Source organism: Massilia sp. BHUDP2 (genome assembly GCF_046236355.1).
In the GTDB taxonomy this organism is placed as follows: domain Bacteria; phylum Pseudomonadota; class Gammaproteobacteria; order Burkholderiales; family Burkholderiaceae_D; genus Telluria; species Telluria varians.
Map to the genome: position 1 here is coordinate 565,089 of NZ_JBJUVW010000002.1, position 17,555 is coordinate 582,643.

General features: G+C 66.3%; 14 protein-coding genes. 13 read left to right on the forward strand and 1 reads right to left on the reverse strand.

Annotated features, from left to right (window positions below):
- Positions 1-173: 173 nt before the first annotated feature.
- Complete coding sequence (locus tag ACK6C6_RS13220; protein WP_409267687.1) at positions 174-3,134, reverse strand: TonB-dependent receptor; 2,961 nt, start codon at positions 3,132-3,134, stop codon at positions 174-176.
- 247 nt (positions 3,135-3,381) lie between these two features.
- Here ACK6C6_RS13220 and ACK6C6_RS13225 point away from each other — a divergent pair, with 247 nt between their 5' ends.
- The 13 genes from ACK6C6_RS13225 (at position 3,382) to ACK6C6_RS13285 (ending at position 17,539) form a co-directional block, all read left to right on the forward strand.
- Complete coding sequence (locus ACK6C6_RS13225) at positions 3,382-4,356, forward strand: N-acetylmuramoyl-L-alanine amidase-like domain-containing protein (RefSeq protein WP_409267688.1); 975 nt, start codon at positions 3,382-3,384, stop codon at positions 4,354-4,356.
- 470 nt (positions 4,357-4,826) lie between these two features.
- Entirely contained in the window at positions 4,827-6,737 is a 1,911-nt protein-coding gene (locus ACK6C6_RS13230) for a polysaccharide biosynthesis protein (protein ID WP_409267689.1), read from the forward strand.
- Positions 6,738-6,772: 35 nt separating this feature from the next.
- Entirely contained in the window at positions 6,773-8,101 is a 1,329-nt protein-coding gene (locus ACK6C6_RS13235; RefSeq protein WP_209588393.1) for a nucleotide sugar dehydrogenase, read from the forward strand.
- An 82-nt stretch (positions 8,102-8,183) separates the two neighbouring features.
- The gene (locus ACK6C6_RS13240; RefSeq protein ID WP_409267690.1) at positions 8,184-9,245 is read left to right on the forward strand and encodes a Gfo/Idh/MocA family protein; all 1,062 of its coding nucleotides are present in this window, start codon (positions 8,184-8,186) and stop codon (positions 9,243-9,245) included.
- A gap of 2 nt (positions 9,246-9,247) precedes the next feature.
- Positions 9,248-9,859 carry an acyltransferase gene (locus tag ACK6C6_RS13245; protein WP_409267691.1) on the forward strand — a complete coding sequence of 204 codons (612 nt, stop codon included), beginning with the start codon at positions 9,248-9,250 and terminating at the stop codon, positions 9,857-9,859.
- A gap of 10 nt (positions 9,860-9,869) precedes the next feature.
- The gene (locus tag ACK6C6_RS13250) at positions 9,870-11,030 is read left to right on the forward strand and encodes a DegT/DnrJ/EryC1/StrS family aminotransferase (protein WP_409267692.1); all 1,161 of its coding nucleotides are present in this window, start codon (positions 9,870-9,872) and stop codon (positions 11,028-11,030) included.
- A gap of 88 nt (positions 11,031-11,118) precedes the next feature.
- Positions 11,119-12,285: a glycosyltransferase gene (locus ACK6C6_RS13255; RefSeq protein WP_409267693.1), complete on the forward strand. Its 1,167-nt coding sequence runs from the start codon at positions 11,119-11,121 to the stop codon at positions 12,283-12,285.
- A 96-nt stretch (positions 12,286-12,381) separates the two neighbouring features.
- The gene (locus tag ACK6C6_RS13260; protein ID WP_409267694.1) at positions 12,382-13,068 is read left to right on the forward strand and encodes a hypothetical protein; all 687 of its coding nucleotides are present in this window, start codon (positions 12,382-12,384) and stop codon (positions 13,066-13,068) included.
- 7 nt (positions 13,069-13,075) lie between these two features.
- Positions 13,076-13,873, forward strand: a complete 798-nt coding sequence (locus ACK6C6_RS13265) for a hypothetical protein (protein WP_409267695.1) — start codon at positions 13,076-13,078, stop codon at positions 13,871-13,873.
- A 21-nt stretch (positions 13,874-13,894) separates the two neighbouring features.
- The gene (locus ACK6C6_RS13270; protein WP_409267696.1) at positions 13,895-15,142 is read left to right on the forward strand and encodes a glycosyltransferase family 4 protein; all 1,248 of its coding nucleotides are present in this window, start codon (positions 13,895-13,897) and stop codon (positions 15,140-15,142) included.
- Entirely contained in the window at positions 15,135-16,343 is a 1,209-nt protein-coding gene (locus tag ACK6C6_RS13275) for a DegT/DnrJ/EryC1/StrS family aminotransferase (RefSeq protein WP_409267697.1), read from the forward strand. Before ACK6C6_RS13270 ends, ACK6C6_RS13275 begins: the two co-directional genes overlap by 8 nt.
- Positions 16,340-16,930 carry a sugar transferase gene (locus tag ACK6C6_RS13280; RefSeq protein ID WP_409267698.1) on the forward strand — a complete coding sequence of 197 codons (591 nt, stop codon included), beginning with the start codon at positions 16,340-16,342 and terminating at the stop codon, positions 16,928-16,930. Before ACK6C6_RS13275 ends, ACK6C6_RS13280 begins: the two co-directional genes overlap by 4 nt.
- A gap of 15 nt (positions 16,931-16,945) precedes the next feature.
- Positions 16,946-17,539, forward strand: a complete 594-nt coding sequence (locus ACK6C6_RS13285) for a hypothetical protein (RefSeq protein WP_409267699.1) — start codon at positions 16,946-16,948, stop codon at positions 17,537-17,539.
- Positions 17,540-17,555: the final 16 nt, after the last annotated feature.

Genomic DNA, 17,555 nt, shown 5'->3' on the forward strand with positions numbered 1-17,555 from the left:
TGCCTCACTCAGACGGTTCCCATGATAACGATGGGCTCCCGGACCCACCGTTAGGTGCCGCACATTGTTCGATAGGCCGTCTCCTACAGGGCGGCGGGCGGCAGTGGAAGCCCGTCTCGCTGCGGATAAAAAAAGGGGAGCCGAAGCTCCCCCTTGATCGGACTAGGCCGGAATCAGAAGCGGTACTTCAGATTCAGGTAGAAGATGCGGCCCGACACGTCCAGCTTCTGCTGCTCCGCTTCGCTGTAGCGGTAGTAGGCGCGCTTCACGTTGGTCAGGTTGGTCGCGTCGAACGACAGCACCAGGTCCGGACGCAGGTTGTAGCTCGCGTTGAAGGCCAGCGTGGTCACCGGCGCGGCCATGGTCGGCGCCACCGGCATCAGGACGCCGTTGATGGTCGACAGGCCCTGGCTGTTGGCGTTCGGCGCCGGCGCGGTCGAGGTGTTGACGTACTCGCTGCGGTAGTTGGCGACCAGTCGCGCCGACACGGTGTCGTTCTCGAAGTACACGCCCAGGTTGGCCGCATACTCGGAAGCGCCCACCATCGGGCGGCCGTCATCCACTTCGGTCTTGGCGCGGCTCACGTTCGAGGTGAAGCCGAACGGCGTGCTGCCGAACGGCTGCTCGTACATCAGCTCGATGCCGCGGATGCGCGCGCCCTGCTGCGAGGCCGAGTTCACCGCGAAGTTCTTGATGATGTTGTCGCGCGGGTCGAGCAGCTGCACGGTGTCCTGGCCGGCCACGCCGGTCTTCGGATAGCCGGTGATGTTCGAGGCGAACAGGTTCACGCCCACCATCGAACGGCGCGCGAAGTACCAGGCGTACGAAATGTCCAGGTTCTTGGCGAACAGCGGCTCCAGGTTCGGATTCGGACCGGTGACCTGGCAGAAGCCGTCGGTGCAGGTCGGCGAACCGTAGCCGGCGCCCAGGATGTTGTAGTTCTGGCGCGAGATGGTCTTGCTGGCGCCGAAGCGCAGGATCTGGTCCTTGGTCAGCTCGTAGCGCAGGTTCAGGCTCGGCAGCAGGTTGTTGAAGGTGCTTTCCTTGGCATCTTTGTAGTACATCACGCCTGCGAGCGGATTGAACGGCACGCCGTCGTAGTACTGCACGCCGTCGCTGGCGGTGGTGATCGCGCCCGGCACGGCCGCGCAGGTGGTGGTCGGCTTGCCCGGTTCGGTGCGCGGGCAGGTGCCTGCCGGGATCGGCGACGGCACGTTGGCGTTGACCTGGGTGCGCACGTAGCGCAGGCCGACGTTACCCGACCAGCGTTCGCCTTCCAGGTTGGCCATCAGGTAGCCCGAGCTCTGGCGTTCGCGCATGTCGAGTTCGGTCGAGACGCGGCGCTCCCATTCCGAGTTGGTCGGCTTGTAGTTGGCCGCGAAATAGGCCTTCAGCGCGTCCGGAGTCAGGGTCCAGCTGGTGTTGTCCCAGCCTGCCGGGCCGTCCAGGTCGGCGCCGAAGTCCGCCGGGATCGGCTGGAAATTGAAGGCGCCGGTCGGTGCGTTGGCGTTCAGGTCGCCACTGCGCAGCTGCGGGAAGCGGCGGGCGCTGTCGCGGCGGTGATCGGCGTGGCGCACGCCGAACTCGAGCGACTTGACGTAGGTCGTGTCGAGCTTGTACTCGGCATCGAGGTTGATGCTCTTCTCGCGGTCGTTGGTGGTCACGCCCGAGGCGGCGCGGCCGGTCAGGACGTAGCCGCTGCCGTCGGCGTTGCGGCCCGGGACGTTCGGGCCGGTACCATACCACTTGACGAACGGGGCGTCGTACAGGCTGCCCAGCGCATAGGAGACGCCGGTGCCGTAGCGGGTGTAGGTCAGGCCCTGGTCGAGCGCGGTCTCGCCGACGCCCTTGGTGGCCGACAGCAGCGCCTTGACCGTCAGGTCCGGGCTGACGCGGTATTTCACGTCGAGGTCGAGGAAGGCGCTGCTGGCCTTGGCGCCGTCACGGTAGGCGCCTTCGGTCTCGCCAATGTACTGCGGGGTGGTGCCGGCCGGGTAGACGATGTCGGCCGCCTTGAGCACCTTCAGCTCGTGGCCGTACATGGTGCGCTCGGTAACGATCACAGGGTTCTTGATCTGCGCATAGACGCGCTGGCCGTTCGAATCGGTCGGCGCGGCGCCGCCCTGAGCGCCACCCAGGCCGCGCAGCATGCTGAACATGGCGCCGGCATTCAGGCGGCCGAAGTTATTCGCCTTCATCTCCGAATGGAAACCGGTCATGGTCATGTCGAGGTCGTTGTTCGGCTTGAACTGCGCCGAGAACATGCCGCCCTTGCGGTCACGCACGCCTTCCACGTATTCCATGCTCATCGAACCCGGGATGCGCACGCCTTCCAGGTCCGAAGCCTTGTAGCCGGTGCCGGCCAGCGATTCGTCGGTGATGCCCTTCATGGTGCTGGTGTTGATCACATCCCAGCCGCTGCCGCCCGAGTAGGCGAAGCGCGAAGCCGAATCGCGGCGCGAGTGGCGCTTCTCGGCGAAGCCCTGCAGGATGAAGCCGAAGGTGTTCGACTCGTTCTTCCAGTTGATCGAGGCGTTGGTGTCGTGCGCGGCCTTGCTCGGCAGCTGCGAGTACACGGCGCCGAGGTTGACGACGCCGGTCAGGCGCTCCTTCTGCGCCAGCGGCTTGCGGGTGGACACGTTGATGGTGCCGGCCATGCCGCCGTCGACGATGTTGGCCTGCGAGGTCTTGTAGACGACAGCCTGGTTCAGGACCGTCGAAGGCATCAGCGACAGGCTGGTCGAACGGCTGCTCGAGAGCTGGTCGGCAAAGTACCAGTCGCCGCCCGAGACGGTGTGACCGTTGAACAGGATCAGGGTATGGTCCGGGTTGGAGCCGCGCATCGCGACTTTCTCGGCCTCGTCGTAGTCGGTACGCACGGCCACGCCGGCGAGACGCTGCAGCGAATCGGCCAGGTTCTTGTCCGGCATCTTGCCCACGTCTTCGGCGGTGATCACCTCGACGTTGGCGGAGGAATCCCTCTTGACGGCCAGCGACTTGGCCATCGAGGCGCGGATACCGGTGACCTCGACGGTCTGGATCTGGGCCGGTGCGTCCTGCGCGACGGCCGGGACGGCGGCCAGGCTCCATACGGCCAACGATACGGCCGCTGCGAGCGGCTTCTGCTTGAACATGACGTCTCTCCTGAGATTATAGCTATTGGTATGCAATTGGTAGGCATCTTTCTGCCATGGTCGGGAGTATTGATGATGTCAAGCTTGCTGAATAATCACTTGTGTTCGCCTTTATATAACTTCCAGGAATGTACATATTCAAGCATTGCCTAAGTTATAGCGAATGAACAAAATTTCATTCCCTTTTACGCGGGCGCAGGAGTAGCGTGGCTGCACCTTCATCGTCTCGAGTGTCTCTTTTTTGCAAATGACTATTGCCATCCGCCTCAGCAGCCTGCTGCTTGCCGGCGCCGCCCTCGCCGGCTGCGCCAGCGCCCCTCCGACGTCACAGTCATCCGTCAACCCGGGCACGCCCGCAGCCGAGCTGCCGCTGGCCGCCGTGCTGCAGAAGCAGATCTACCAGATGACGCCGCGGGAAGCCGGCCGCTACATCGCCCACGTCCACACCGCCGAACCCGACTTGCGCAAGCGGATCGCCGCGATCGGCCGCAAGAACCTCGGCCAGCCGTATTCGCTGCACCTGCTGGGCGAGTTTCCGTATGAAGTACACGACGACCTGCCGCTGTTCAGCCTGAAGGAAAGCGACTGCGTGGTCTTCGCCGAACACACCTACGCGATGGCCCTGTCGCAGTCTTGGGAAGAGTTCTTCTGGATGCTGCAGCGGATCCGCTACCGCGACGGCGTGATCGGCGTGGCCACCCGCAACCACTACACCGAGATGGACTGGAACGTGGCCAACCGCTGGCTGGTGACCGACGTCAGCGCCGAGCTGGCCGGGCCGGGCGGCCCCTCGTATGCGATGACGGTGGACCGCGCGCGCTTCCTGCGCACCCGCCACAACACGGTGCGCGACATCCCGGTCGAGAGCAGCCGCCAGGCCTACGTGCCCAAGGAAGGCGTGGCGGCGATCGCCGCCCAGCTGCAGGAAGGCGACTTCGTGAACGTGATCTCGACCCGCAACGGCGAATACTGGGCCTCGCACGTCGGCCTGGTGGTGCTGGGCCCGAACGGCGAGCGGCGCTTCCTGCACTCGCAGGCGCCGCAGGTGCGCGAAGAGACCTTCGACTCCTTCATCGCCCGCGCCGCCGAGCGCGAGGCCCGCAATGCGCGCGAGGGCAAGCCTGGCCAGGTGCTGGCCGGCTTCAAGTTCCTGCGCCTGAACGAGCAGATCACGGTGCCGCCGATGGCGCCACAGCCGCGCCCGGGCCGCCCGGCCGCCTGACCCCGCTGCCGGCCCGGCCGGCGGCGCTTCCGCCCTCTCCGACGCGCCGCCTTGCCGGCGCGTTGTCCTTTCCCCTCCTCTTCCTGCCGCACCGGCGGCCGTGCGCGTGGCCTGCGCAGGCCCCTGCCTGCTCATCAGTTCCGCTCATCAATTAAATAATCAATGGAAATGAAATAGGCAATTTATTTCCTATTTTCATTTCCTATTTTCATTTTCAGGTCTTTTCGAATTAATTCACTTGCCGCCGTTGAGTGAGGTCAAACTCCATTAGTAGTAGCCGCCTGATAATAAATTTACAAAACTTCTTTTCATTTACTTGTTTCCTTTCTGGATAACGACCGGATTATCGCGTTTTATGCATTGCCGCGCCCGAATTTCTCTAGGCTTTCATTAATTCCTAACCGCAGCGGATTGCCATGTCCAATTTCAGATCCGATCTTTTCAGCCAGCTTTGCGTACGGATGGTGGCGATGAGCCGCACCAGTAAAATCGCCCTGATGGTGGGGTGCGACCTGCTGGCATTGCCGGTCTGTTTCCTGATTGCGATGATATTACGGGGTGGCGATTTACAGCTTGCACAGAATTTCGGTCCCGCGTCCTATGCGCTGGTAGCCGTGGTCACCATTGCCGCATTTTCGGTATCCGATTTATACCGCGCCGTCATCCGTTTTATCGACCAGCGTTTATTGAGTTTTACCGGCGCCGCACTCGCATTCGCCATTTTGTGCGTGTATGTCGTATTAATCATCATGAACGAGCCGCGTTTTCCGCGCAGCGCGCTCGCCATTTACTGGTTCGTGGTTTTCTCGTATGTCGTCATTTCCCGTATCGGCCTGCGCAACCTGCTGCGCGCCCACGGCGGGCGGCGCACCGGCGCGTCCGATGCGGTGGCCGTCTACGGCGCCGGCGATGCCGGTGCGCGCCTGGTGCAGGCGATGCGCCACAGCGACGAATACCGCCCGGTCTGCTTCTTCGACGACAAGCGCGCCCTGAACGAACGCACCATCGCCGGCCTGCGCGTGTTCAATACCACGCGCCTGGCCGAGCTGGTGGCGTCGCAGGGCATCCGCACGATCGTGATCGCCCTGCCCTCGGTGTCGCCGGAGCGCCTGCGCGACATCATGCAGCGCCTCGGCCAGGCCGGGGTGCCGGTCAAGATCCTGAGCCGCCTGGTCGACCTGGCCGACGACCGGCCGCCGGCGCACGGCACGATCCGCGAACTCAAGTTCGAGGACCTGCTCGGGCGCCCGCCGGTGCCGCCGCGGCTCGACCTGTTCGCCCGCTGCGTCCGCGGCAAGAGCGTGCTCGTCACCGGCGCCGGCGGGTCGATCGGCAGCGAGCTGTGCCGCCAGATCGTCACGCTGACCCCGCTTGAGCTGCACCTGCTCGACCACTCCGAGTACGCGCTCTACACCATCCGCCAGGAGCTGGCCGCGCGCTTCCCGGGGCTGGCCATCCACGCGCACCTGGGTTCGGTCTGCAACAGCGAACTGGTCGAGCGCGTCCTGCGCGACGGCAAGGTCAACACCATCTACCACGCCGCCGCCTACAAGCACGTGCCCCTGGTCGAGGCCAATATCGTCGAAGGACTGCGCAACAACGTGATCGGCGCCCAGGTCGTGGCCAGCGCCGCCGCCCAGCACAAGGTCGAGACCTGCGTGCTGATCTCGAGCGACAAGGCGGTACGCCCGACGAACATCATGGGCGCCAGCAAGCGCATCGCCGAACTGATCTTCCAGGCGGCGGCGGTGCGCCACGGCGCCCACACGACCTTCTGCATGGTCCGCTTCGGCAACGTGCTCGGCTCGTCCGGCTCGGTCATCCCCCTGTTCCAGCGCCAGATCGCCCGCGGCGGCCCGCTGACCATCACCCACCCCGAGGTGTCGCGCTACTTCATGCTGATCGCCGAGGCGGCCCAGCTGGTGATCCAGGCCGGCTCCATGGCCAAGGGCGGCGACGTGTTCGTGCTCGACATGGGCGAGCCGGTCAAGATCGTCGACCTGGCGCGCACCATGATCGCCATGTCCGGGCTCACCGAACGGTCGCCGCAGAACCCGCGCGGCGACATCGAGGTCCAGTTCGTCGGCCTGTTCCCCGGCGAAAAGCTGCACGAGGAACTGCTGACCGAGGGCACCGTCTTCCCGAGCGAGCACCCGCGCATCATGCGCATGAAGGAAAGCGCGCTGCGCCCCAGTGTGCTGGAAACCTGCATCACCTGCCTGATGATGGCCTGCGAGACCCACGAGCGCGGCACGATCGAATCGATGGTCAAGGCCATCGTCGCCGAATACGTGCCCACCTCGCCGGTAACGGCGCCGCCCCTGGTGGCCGATACCCAGGCGCCGAGCCTGATCAAAAAGTTCGTGCCGTTCCGGATCTGAACCCGTACCCCCCACTGTCACCGACGAGGAAACACATGCGCGACGAGAACACCTCCCCTCACCTGGAGCAGCTGCTGGCCAAGCTGCAGGACCGCACCGCCGTCATCGGCATTGTCGGCCTCGGCTACGTCGGCCTGCCCTTGACCCTCTGCTATGCGGCGCAAGGCTTCAAGGTGCTGGGCATCGACATCGATACCGACAAGGTCGAACGCCTGAACCGCGGGGAGAGCTACATCAAGCACATCGACGCCAGGGCGATCGGCTCGGCGCGCGAGCTCGGCTTCGAAGCCACCGCCGACTTCACCCGGGCCGGCGAGGCCGACGCCCTGATCATCTGCGTGCCGACCCCGCTGAACGCCTTCCGCGAGCCCGACCTGTCCTATGTGCTCGGCACCGTCAGCGCCCTGCTGCCCTATGTGCGCGAAGGCCAGGTGGTGTCCTTGGAGAGCACCACCTATCCCGGCACCACCGAGGAAGAACTGCGCCCGCGCCTGGAGTCGCGCGGCTTCACGGTCGGACGCGACCTGTTCCTGGTGTTCTCGCCCGAGCGCGAAGACCCGGGCAACCCGCATTTCCAGACCCGCACCATCCCGAAGGTGTGCGGCGGCTCGACCCCGGCCTGCCTGGAAGCCGGCCTGGCCCTGTACCGGGCCGCGGTCGACCGCGTGGTCCCGGTCAGCTCGACCCGTGCGGCCGAACTGACCAAGCTGCTCGAGAACATCCACCGCGCCGTCAACATCGGCCTGGTGAACGAGATGAAGATCATCGCCGACCGCATGGGCATCGACATCCACGAGGTGATCCGCGCCGCCGCCACCAAGCCCTTCGGCTTTACGCCCTACTATCCGGGCCCGGGCCTGGGCGGCCACTGCATCCCGATCGACCCTTTCTACCTTACCTGGAAGGCGCGCGAATACGGCGTCCATACCCGCTTCATCGAGCTGGCCGGCGAGATCAACAGCGACATGCCGCACTGGGTGATCAGCAAGGTCGCCGATGCCCTGAACGAGCGCGGGCGTTCGATCATGGGCAGCCGCGTGCTGGTGCTCGGCATCGCCTACAAGAAGGACGTCGAGGACATGCGCGAATCGCCCTCGGTGGCCCTGATGGAGATCCTGCGCCGCAAGGGCGCCACCGTCGACTACTCCGACCCGCACGTGCCGGTCTTCCCGCGCATGCGCGAGCACCGCTTCGAGCTTTCCAGCGTCCCCTTGAGCCCGAACGCGATCGCCTCCTACGACGTGGTGCTGGTGGCCACCGCCCACAGCGCCTTCGACTACGAGCTGGTGCGCCAGTACGCCAACCTGATCGTCGACACCCGCGGCGTCTACACCGAACGCTTGCCGAACGTCGTCAAGGCCTGAGGCTCGCCCGCAGCACCAGGCCAGCAACAGCCCCACGTCAGGCAATCAAGGCAATCACATACCGAACAAGCCGGAGAACACGATGCGTTCCTACCCCCCTGCCATCCTCGACCGCAAGATCCGCTTCGCCCTTGTCGGCTGCGGCCGCATAGCGAAGAACCACATGAATGCCATCCGCGAACACCATGACCGTGCCGAACTGGTCGGGGTGTGCGACGTCGACCCGCGCGCCCTCGACAGCGCCGCCAGGGCCACCGGCGCCCGCGCCTGGCGCAGTCTGGACCGCATGCTGGCCGAGTGCGAAGCCGATGCCTTCGTGCTCTGCACCCCGTCCGGGCTGCATCCCCAGCAGGCGATCCAGGTGGCGCGCGCCGGCCGCCACGTCATCACCGAAAAGCCGATGGCCACGCGCTGGGAAGACGGCAAGGCCATGGTCGCGGCGGCCGATGCAGCCGGGGTGCGCCTGTTCGTCGTCAAGCAGAACCGCCGCAACGCCACCCTGCAGCTGCTCAAGAGCGCGGTGGAAAAGAAACGCTTCGGGCGCATCTACATGGTCAACCTGAACGTGTTCTGGACACGTCCGGACGAGTACTACAACAGCGCCAAGTGGCGCGGCACCTGGGAATTCGACGGCGGCGCCTTCATGAACCAGGCCAGCCACTACGTCGACCTGATCGACTGGATCGTCGGCCCGGTGGAAAGCCTGCAGGCCTATACCGCCACCCTGGCGCGCGACATCGAGGTCGAGGACACCGGCGTCATCAGTGTGCGCTGGCGCAACGGCGCGCTCGGCTCGATGAATGTCACCATGCTGACCTACCCTCACAACATGGAAGGCTCGATCACCATCCTCGGCGAGCACGGCACCGCGCGCATCGGCGGCGTCGCCGTCAACGAGGTGCAGCAGTGGGAATTCGCCAAGCCCGATCCGGACGACGAACGCGTCAAGGAAGCCAGCTACCAGACCACCTCGGTCTACGGCTTCGGCCACCCGCACTACTACGACAACGTGATCAAGGTGCTGCGCGGCGAGGCCGAGCCGGAGACCGACGGGCGCGAAGGCCTGAAGTCGCTCGAGGTGCTGGTGGCGGCCTACCGTTCGGCGCGCGACGGCAAGCGCATTGCCCTGCCGCTGGAGTATTGATCATGGCCATCGTCATTCATTCCAGCGCCATCGTCGACCACGGCGCCGCCCTCGGCGACGGCACCCGGGTCTGGCACTTCGCCCACGTCTGCGCCGGCGCCCGCGTCGGCGAAGACTGCTCGCTGGGCCAGAACGTGTATGTCGGCAACGACGTCGTGCTCGGCAACCAGGTCAAGGTCCAGAACAATGTCTCGATCTATGACGCCGTCACGCTCGAGGACGAGGTGTTCTGCGGCCCGAGCATGGTGTTCACCAACGTCTACAACCCGCGCGCAGCGGTGACCCGCAAGCACGAATACCGGCGCACCCTGGTGCGGCGCGGCGCCACCATCGGCGCCAATGCCACCATCGTGTGCGGCGTCACCATCGGCGAATACGCCTTCGTTGCCGCGGGGGCCGTCGTCAATCGCGACGTGCCCGCGTTTGCCCTGGTGGCCGGGGTGCCGGCGCGCCAGATCGGCTGGATCAGCCGCTTCGGCGAACGCCTCGACCTTCCCCTGCCCCCCGCCGCCGCGGGCAAGGTCGCGGCCGAAGCCCTCTGTCCCCACACCGGTGACCTGTACGTGCTGCACGACGGCGCCTGCCACCTCGAACGCGCCGCCCTCCAACCCTGACGAGGACCCCATGGATTTCATCGACCTCAAGTCGCAATACCTCGCTTCCCGCGAACTGATCAACGCACGCATCGGGGCGGTCCTCGACCATGGCCAGTACATCATGGGGCCGGAAGTGGCCGAACTGGAAGGCCGCCTCGCCGGCTTCACCGGCGCGCGCCACTGCATCACTGTGTCTTCCGGCACCGAGGCCCTGGTGATCTCGCTGATGGCGCTCGGCATCAAGCCCGGCGACGAAGTCATCACCACGCCCTTCTCCTTCATCGCCACCGCCGAAGCGATCGTGCTGCTGGGCGCCACCCCGGTGTTCGTGGACGTCGAGGCCGGCACCTGCAACCTCGACCACCGCCTGCTCGAGGCGCGCATCACGCCGCGCACCCGCGCCATCATCCCGGTATCGCTGTACGGACAGCCCGCCGACATGGACGAGATCAACGCCATCGCCGAGCGCCACGGCCTGGCCGTGATCGAAGATGCGGCCCAGAGTTTCGGCGCCACCTACCGCGGCCGCAGGAGCTGCAACCTGTCGACCATCGGCTGCACCAGCTTCTTCCCCAGCAAGCCGCTCGGCTGCTACGGCGACGGCGGCGCCATCTTCACCAGCGACGACGCCCTGGCCAGCGCCATGCGCGAAATCCGCGTGCACGGGCAGTCGCGCCGCTACGTGCATACCCGCATCGGCGTGGGCGGCCGCATGGACACCCTGCAGTGCGCCATCGTGCTGGCCAAGCTCGAGCGCTTCGAATGGGAAATCGAGCAACGCCAGCGCGCCGCTGCCTGCTACGACGAGCTGCTCGCGAGCACGCTCGCGGGTGAGCCCGATCATATGCTCGAGCCGGTCGGCTGCCGGCCCGACCGGACCAGCGTGTACGCCCAGTACACGGTCCTGGTGCCCCGGCGCGAACGGCTCCAGGAAGTCCTGCACGCGGCCGGCATCCCGACCGCGGTGCACTACCCGGTGCCGATCGACCGCCAGCCGGCCTATGCACAGTGGGCCAGCCCGGGCGGCTGCCCGGTGGCGGCCAGCCTGGCGCACGAGGTGCTGAGCCTGCCGATGGGGCCCTACCTCGATCGCCCGAGCGCGCACCGCGTGGTGCAGGCGCTGGCCGACGCAATGGCGCAGCTGCGGGACGAACGTGTTGCCGAGCAGGCCGGCGACAAGGCGGCATGAAAGATGGATGCATGCGCCCGGAGAGCGCAAGGCCGATGATCCCGCCCCACCACCGGCGCCTGCACGCCTTATTCGTACGAGAGGAAACATGGCTGGCATCGTGCACCTGAGCTCGGCACATCCGCGCTTCGATACGCGGATCTTCGTGAAGCAGTGCCGCAGCCTCGCCGGCCACGGGCATGAGGTTTCCCTGGTCGTGGCCGACGGGCTCGGCGACGCCTGCCGCGACGGTATCCGGATCGTCGACGTTGGACGCCCTTCCGGCCGGCGCGAACGCATGCTGCTCGCCACCCGCCGGGTCGGCCGTGCCGCGCTGGCGCTCGATGCCGAGGTCTACCAGCTGCACGATCCCGAGCTGATTCCGGTCGGCCTGCGCCTCGTCCTCGGCGGGCGCAAAGTGGTGTTCGACGCCCACGAGGACGTGCCCAACCAGCTGCTCGACAAGCCCTACCTGTCGCCGCGCAGCGCACGCTTGCTGTCGCGCGCCTACGGCTTGCTCGAAGGCCGCGCGCTGCGCCGCTTCGACGGGGTGCTGGCGGCGACCCCGACCATCCGCGACCGCCTGGCCGCGCACAATGCCCTGGTGGTGGACGTCAACAACTATCCACGCGCCGAGGAGTTCATGGGGCGGGCGTCCGAGACCCCGGTGCGTGACAGCTTCTGCTACGTCGGCAGCATCTCCGCGATCCGCGGCGTGCGCGAGCTGGTCCAGGCGTGCGCCCTGTTGCGCTCGACGGCGCGGCTGGCATTGGCCGGCAGCTTTGCCGAGGCCGAGCTGGAGGCCGAGGTCCGGCGCCACCCTGGCTGGCGCCGTGTCGATGCGCTCGGCCACCTCGACCGGGGCGGGATCGCCGGCGTCATGGGGCGCGCCTTCGCCGGCCTGGTCACCCTGCTGCCGACCGCCAGCTACCGTGACGCCCTGCCGGTCAAGATGTTCGAATACATGGCTGCCGGCATCCCGGTGATCGCTTCCGACTTCCCGCTCTGGCGCGACATCGTCGAGGGCAGCCGCTGCGGCCTGTGCGTCGATCCGCGCGACCCGGCGGCGATCGCCGCCGCGATCGACTACCTCGCCAGCCATCCGCGCGAGGCGCGCGCCATGGGCGCCAACGGGCGCCGCGCCGTCCTCGCGCGCTACAACTGGGAAAACGAAGAAGCCAAGTTAATCGCGTTTTATGCCGATTTGCTGTCTCCCCATTCGCATCGAAAAAAACTGTTTAAGAAGAGCAATCTATCTGCCCATCCAATTCGCTGAATCGATTGATTCCAAAGCCAGGGTTTTATCGCAGTTCAAAAGGGACCGGCAGCATCGGCCGTATTGTCTAGTTATCAAAGAAATATGAGAGCGCCTATGTTCTTGCAACACTACAATACGTTTCTCGAGGTAATGAAACTGCCGCGTGCGCGGCTCTATTTCTCGCAGCAGATCGATCCGGTCGATATCAAGGCGACGTATCGCAATTACACGAAACCACATCCGCGTTTCAAGTTCATCCGCCATAAAACCATTGGCGCCGCCCTGGTCGACCTTGCGCCTTTCCCGAATCGCGATGCCTACCTGGACCACATCAAGGGCAAGAACCAGGGTGGCTATCACGCCAGGCGGGCCCGCAGCCGTGGCTATGTGGTGCGCGAAATCGATCGTAACGATTATGTCGACGATATCCACGAGATCAATACCAGCCTCGATGTCCGGCAGGGCCGAAAAATGGACGGGCAATACCTGAAAAAACAGGAACGTTTCGACCGTCAACAACATTTCCATTATTGGGGCGTATTGAACCCGCAAGGAAAACTCGTCGCCTATGCCACCCTGGGCGTTTACGGGAATTTCGCCTCGTTTTCCCAAATGATGGGAATCCGCAATAACGACGGCATCATGCACCTGCTCCTGAGCGAAGCGATCTGCCAGCTGATCGACGCCGGCAAAGTCCGCTACGTCATGTACGACACCTTCTTCGGCGCCCAGCCCGGGCTGCGCAACTTCAAGACCATCCTGGGCTTTCGCCCCTACCGCGCCAGCTATCACTTGCAATGAACCCGCAATGAACGCCATGCTCAACCGCGTCTACGCGGACTACCTGATGCCGAGCCGGCTCGGCGAATACGACACCCTCGTGCGCGAGGTCGCCGACGCCGGCTATGCCCAGCTGTCGGTGCGCGAATTCTTCCGCCAGTCGCATGACAAGGAGCGCGCCCAGGGCCATCCCATGCCGCGCAGCTTCGTGCACCGGCACGACATCGACAGCGACCTGCGCACCGCCAAGAAGATGTTCGCCATCGAATCGCGCCATGGCGTCCATGCGAGCTATTACTTCCGGCTCTGCACACTGGACTACGGCTTCATGCGCGAGATCGAGGCCGCCGGCAGCGAGGCCAGCTACCACTATGAAGAAGTGGCCGATTTCGCCAAGCGCCACCGCCTGCGCAGTGCCGAGGCGGTGCGCCAGCGCTTCCCCGAAATTCGCGAGCTGTTCGCCCGCAACGTCAGCCGGATCGTCGAGCGCCTGGGTTTGCCCCTCACGACGGTGGCGAGCCACGGCGACTTCGCCAACCGCCGCCTGAAGGTCATCAACCACGAACTCCTGCGCGACGAGGCGTTGCGGCGCCGCTGCGGCATCGAATGCGAGTCCTACGATGCCGAGCTGCTGCGCTGCTTCGACCTCTACATCAGCGACCGCAAGCACCCGGTCTACTACTACCCGCTGTCGCCGTTCGACGCGCTCGGGAAGTACCAGCACATCTGCCTGCTCACCCATCCGGTGCAGTGGGAGACCAACTGGGTCGAAAGCACGCGCTGCAATGTGCGCCGGCTGGTCGAAGAAATGGCCTGGCGCGCCTGAGACGCACTACCCGACACCACCATGAACATCCTTCTGATCAACCACTACGCAGGCTCGGTCCACCACGGCATGGAATACCGGCCCTACTACCTCGCGCGCGAGTGGGTGCGGCTCGGGCACCGGGTACGGATCGTGGCTGCCAGCCACGCCCACGTGCGCGCCCGCGCCCCGAGCATGGCGGGACGCAGCCGGCGCGACGAAACCATCGACGGCATCGACTACACCTGGTTCGCCACGCCGCCCTACCACGGCAACGGCCTGGCGCGGGTGCGCAACATGGCCGCTTTCGTGGCGCGCCTGTGGCGTGAAGCGCCCGCGCTGGTGCGCGAGATGGCGCCACAGGTCGTGATCGCCTCCAGCACCTATCCGCTCGACATCTGGCCGGCGCACCGGATCGCACGCCTCGCCCGGGCGCGCCTGCTGCACGAGGTGCATGACCTATGGCCGCTGTCCCCGATGGAACTGGGCGGCTTCTCGCGCCACCATCCTTTCATCCGGCTGCTGCAGGCGGCCGAGGACTACGCCTGCCGCCACGCCGATACGGTCGTGTCCATCCTGCCCAAGGTGCGCGAGCACCTCGAGGCGCGCGGCATGGCGCCGCACAAGCTGCACGTGATCCCGAACGGCACCGACCTAAGCGAATGGCTGGTCGCGCCGCCGGCCCTGCCCGAGGAACTCGACGCCCTGCTCGCCGGTCTGCGCGCCCAGGGCCGCACGGTGGTCGGCTACGCCGGCAGCCACGGGCTGGCCAATGCGCTCGACACCCTGCTCGATGCCGCCGCCCTCCTCAAGGACAAGCCGCTGGCCTTCGTGCTGGTGGGCGATGGTCCCGAGAAGGCCCGGCTCGAGCGGCGCGCACGCGAGCTCGGCCTTGCGCATCTGTATTTTGCGCCCCCCATCCCGAAGGCCCAGATCCCGGCCCTGATGGCGCTGATCGACATCGCCTACCTCGGCTGGCAACGCCAGCCCCTGTACCGCTTCGGCATCGCGCCGAACAAACTGATCGACTACATGATGGGCGGCTGCCCGGTGCTGCATGCGGTGGAAGCCGGCAACGACCCGGTGCTGGAGGCGGGTTGCGGCCTGACCGTGGCGCCGGAGAATCCGCGCGCCGTCGCCGACGGCCTGGCGTCCCTGCTGGCCCTGTCCAGGAGCGAGCGGCGCGCGCTGGGCGAGCGCGGCCGCGCCCACGCCCTGGCCAACCTGACCTATCCCGTCCTCGGACAACGCTTCCTGACCACTTTCGCACACGAGGTTTCCCATGGCTGAACCGGCACAGGCTGTCGCGCAATTGAACCCTGATCCGCTCGACAACATTCCGCGGACCTTCCTTCCCTTTGCGCTACCCGACATCGGCGACGAAGAAATCCGTGCCGTCGAAACCTGCCTGCGTTCCGGCTGGGTGACGACGGGGCCGACCACGCGCCGCTTCGAACAGGAATTCCAGTCCTACCTGGGCGGCGACGTGCAGGCGATCTCGGTCAATTCCGCCACCGCCGGCCTGCACCTGGCGCTCGAGAGCGTGGGCATCGGTCCGGGCGACGAGGTCATCGTCCCCACCATGACCTTCACCGCCACCGCCGAAGTCGTGCGCTACCTCGGCGCCCGTCCGGTGCTGGTGGACGTCGATCCCGTCACCCTGAACATCTCGCCGTCCGCCGTCGCGGCGGCGATCACCCCGCGCACCCGCGCCGTGATGCCGGTGCACTATGCCGGCCTGGCCTGCGACATGGACGCGATCCTGGCACTGGCGGCGCGCCATGGCCTGCGCGTCATCGAAGACGCGGCGCACGCCTTCCCCACCCGGCTCGACGGCAGGCTGGTAGGCACCCTGGACAGCGACATCACCGTCTTCAGCTTCTATGCCAACAAGACCATGACCACCGGCGAAGGCGGCATGGTGGTCACGCGCGATGCCGAACTGACCGCGCGCATGCGCACCATGCGCCTGCATGGCATCAACCGCGACGCCTTCGACCGCTACACCTCGCGGGTGCCGGCCTGGTTCTACGAGGTGGTCGCGGCCGGCTTCAAGTACAACCTGACCGACATCGCTTCGGCGATCGGCATCGAGCAGCTGCGCAAGATCGACCGCTTCCAGCAGCGCCGCAGCTGGCTGGCGCACCGCTACGACGAAGCCCTGGCCGGGCTGCCGCTGCAGTTGCCGGCGCATCCGGCATTCGGCAGCACCCATGCCTGGCACCTGTACGTGGTCCGGCTGCAGGACGGGGCCCCCATCGACCGCGACACGCTCATCAACGAACTGGCGGAACGCGGCATCGGCACCAGCGTGCACTTCATTCCCCTGCACCGCCAGCCCTACTGGCGCGACAGCTGCGGCCTGAATCCCGAAGCCTTCCCGGTCGCCGAGGCCAGCTACGAAACCATGCTCTCGCTGCCGCTGTACACCCGCATGCTCGATGCCGACCAGGACCGGGTGGTCGCGGCGCTGCACGAGCTGCTGTCATGAGCAAGCGGGCCTTCGACCTGCTGGGCGCAAGCACCGGCCTGCTCCTGCTGGCCCCCGTGCTGCTCCTGATCGCACTCTGGATCAGGCTCGATTCGCCGGGACCGGTGCTGTACCGGCAACAGCGTGTCGGCCGCGGCGGCCGGCTGTTCACGATCTACAAGTTCCGCACCATGCGTCAGCGTCCCGTGGACGGCCCCCAGCTGACCGTCGGCGCGGATCCGCGCGTGACCCGCGCCGGGCGCTTGCTGCGCCACTACAAGCTCGATGAACTGCCCCAGCTGTGGAACGTCGTCCAGGGCAGCATGAGCCTGGTAGGGCCGCGTCCGGAAGTGCCGCGCTACGTCGACTGCTATCCGCCCGAGCAGCGGCGCGTGGTGCTGTCGGTCGCACCCGGCATCACCGACTGGGCCGCCATCCGCTACAAGGACGAGAACGCGATCCTGGCGCGCGCCGCCGATCCCGAACGCGCCTACGTCGAAGCCGTGCTGCCGGTCAAGCTCGACTATTACGTGCGCTATGTACGAGAACGCACGTTCTGGGGCGATGTGCGCATCCTGGCGCACACGCTGGCCGCCATCGTGCGCTGAAGCGGCGGGCTTGCGATGCAGCTGCTGCACATCGGCGACATCGAACTGACGCTGCCGCTGGCCGTGGCGGCCGGCGCCTGGCTGCTGGCCGCCCGCGCCTGGCGCGCCGCGGCGGCCTGGACGCTCCTGTACGGGGGCACCATCGCGCTCGTCGGCGGCAGCAAGATCGCCTACATGGGCTGGGGCGTCGACATTGCGATGCTCGATTTCAAGGCGTTCAGCGGCCATGCGGCGGGCGTGACCGCGGTGTACCCCGTGCTCGGCTACCTGCTGTGCCGTCCGGCCGGACGCCGCGCCGGACTGGCGGCCGCCGGCGCCGGGCTGGAGCTGGGGCTCGTGATGGCCGTCGCGCTGGTCCGGCATGACGAGCATGCGGTCGCGGAGGCGGCCGCCGGCTGGCTGCTCGGCGCCTGCGCCAGCCTCGGCACCGTGTACCAGGCCGAGCCGCACGGCGTCGTACCGGGCCCGGTCGCAGCCTGGTGTGCGGTACTGCTGTTCTTCGCGTCGGCCTCGCTGATGCAATCAGCGCATGTCGGTTACTGGATGATCAAGGTCGCGCTGGCGCTGTCAGGCAAGGCGCAGCCCTATTCCTGGGATACGTGCGGCTAGCAATTTTCTACCAATG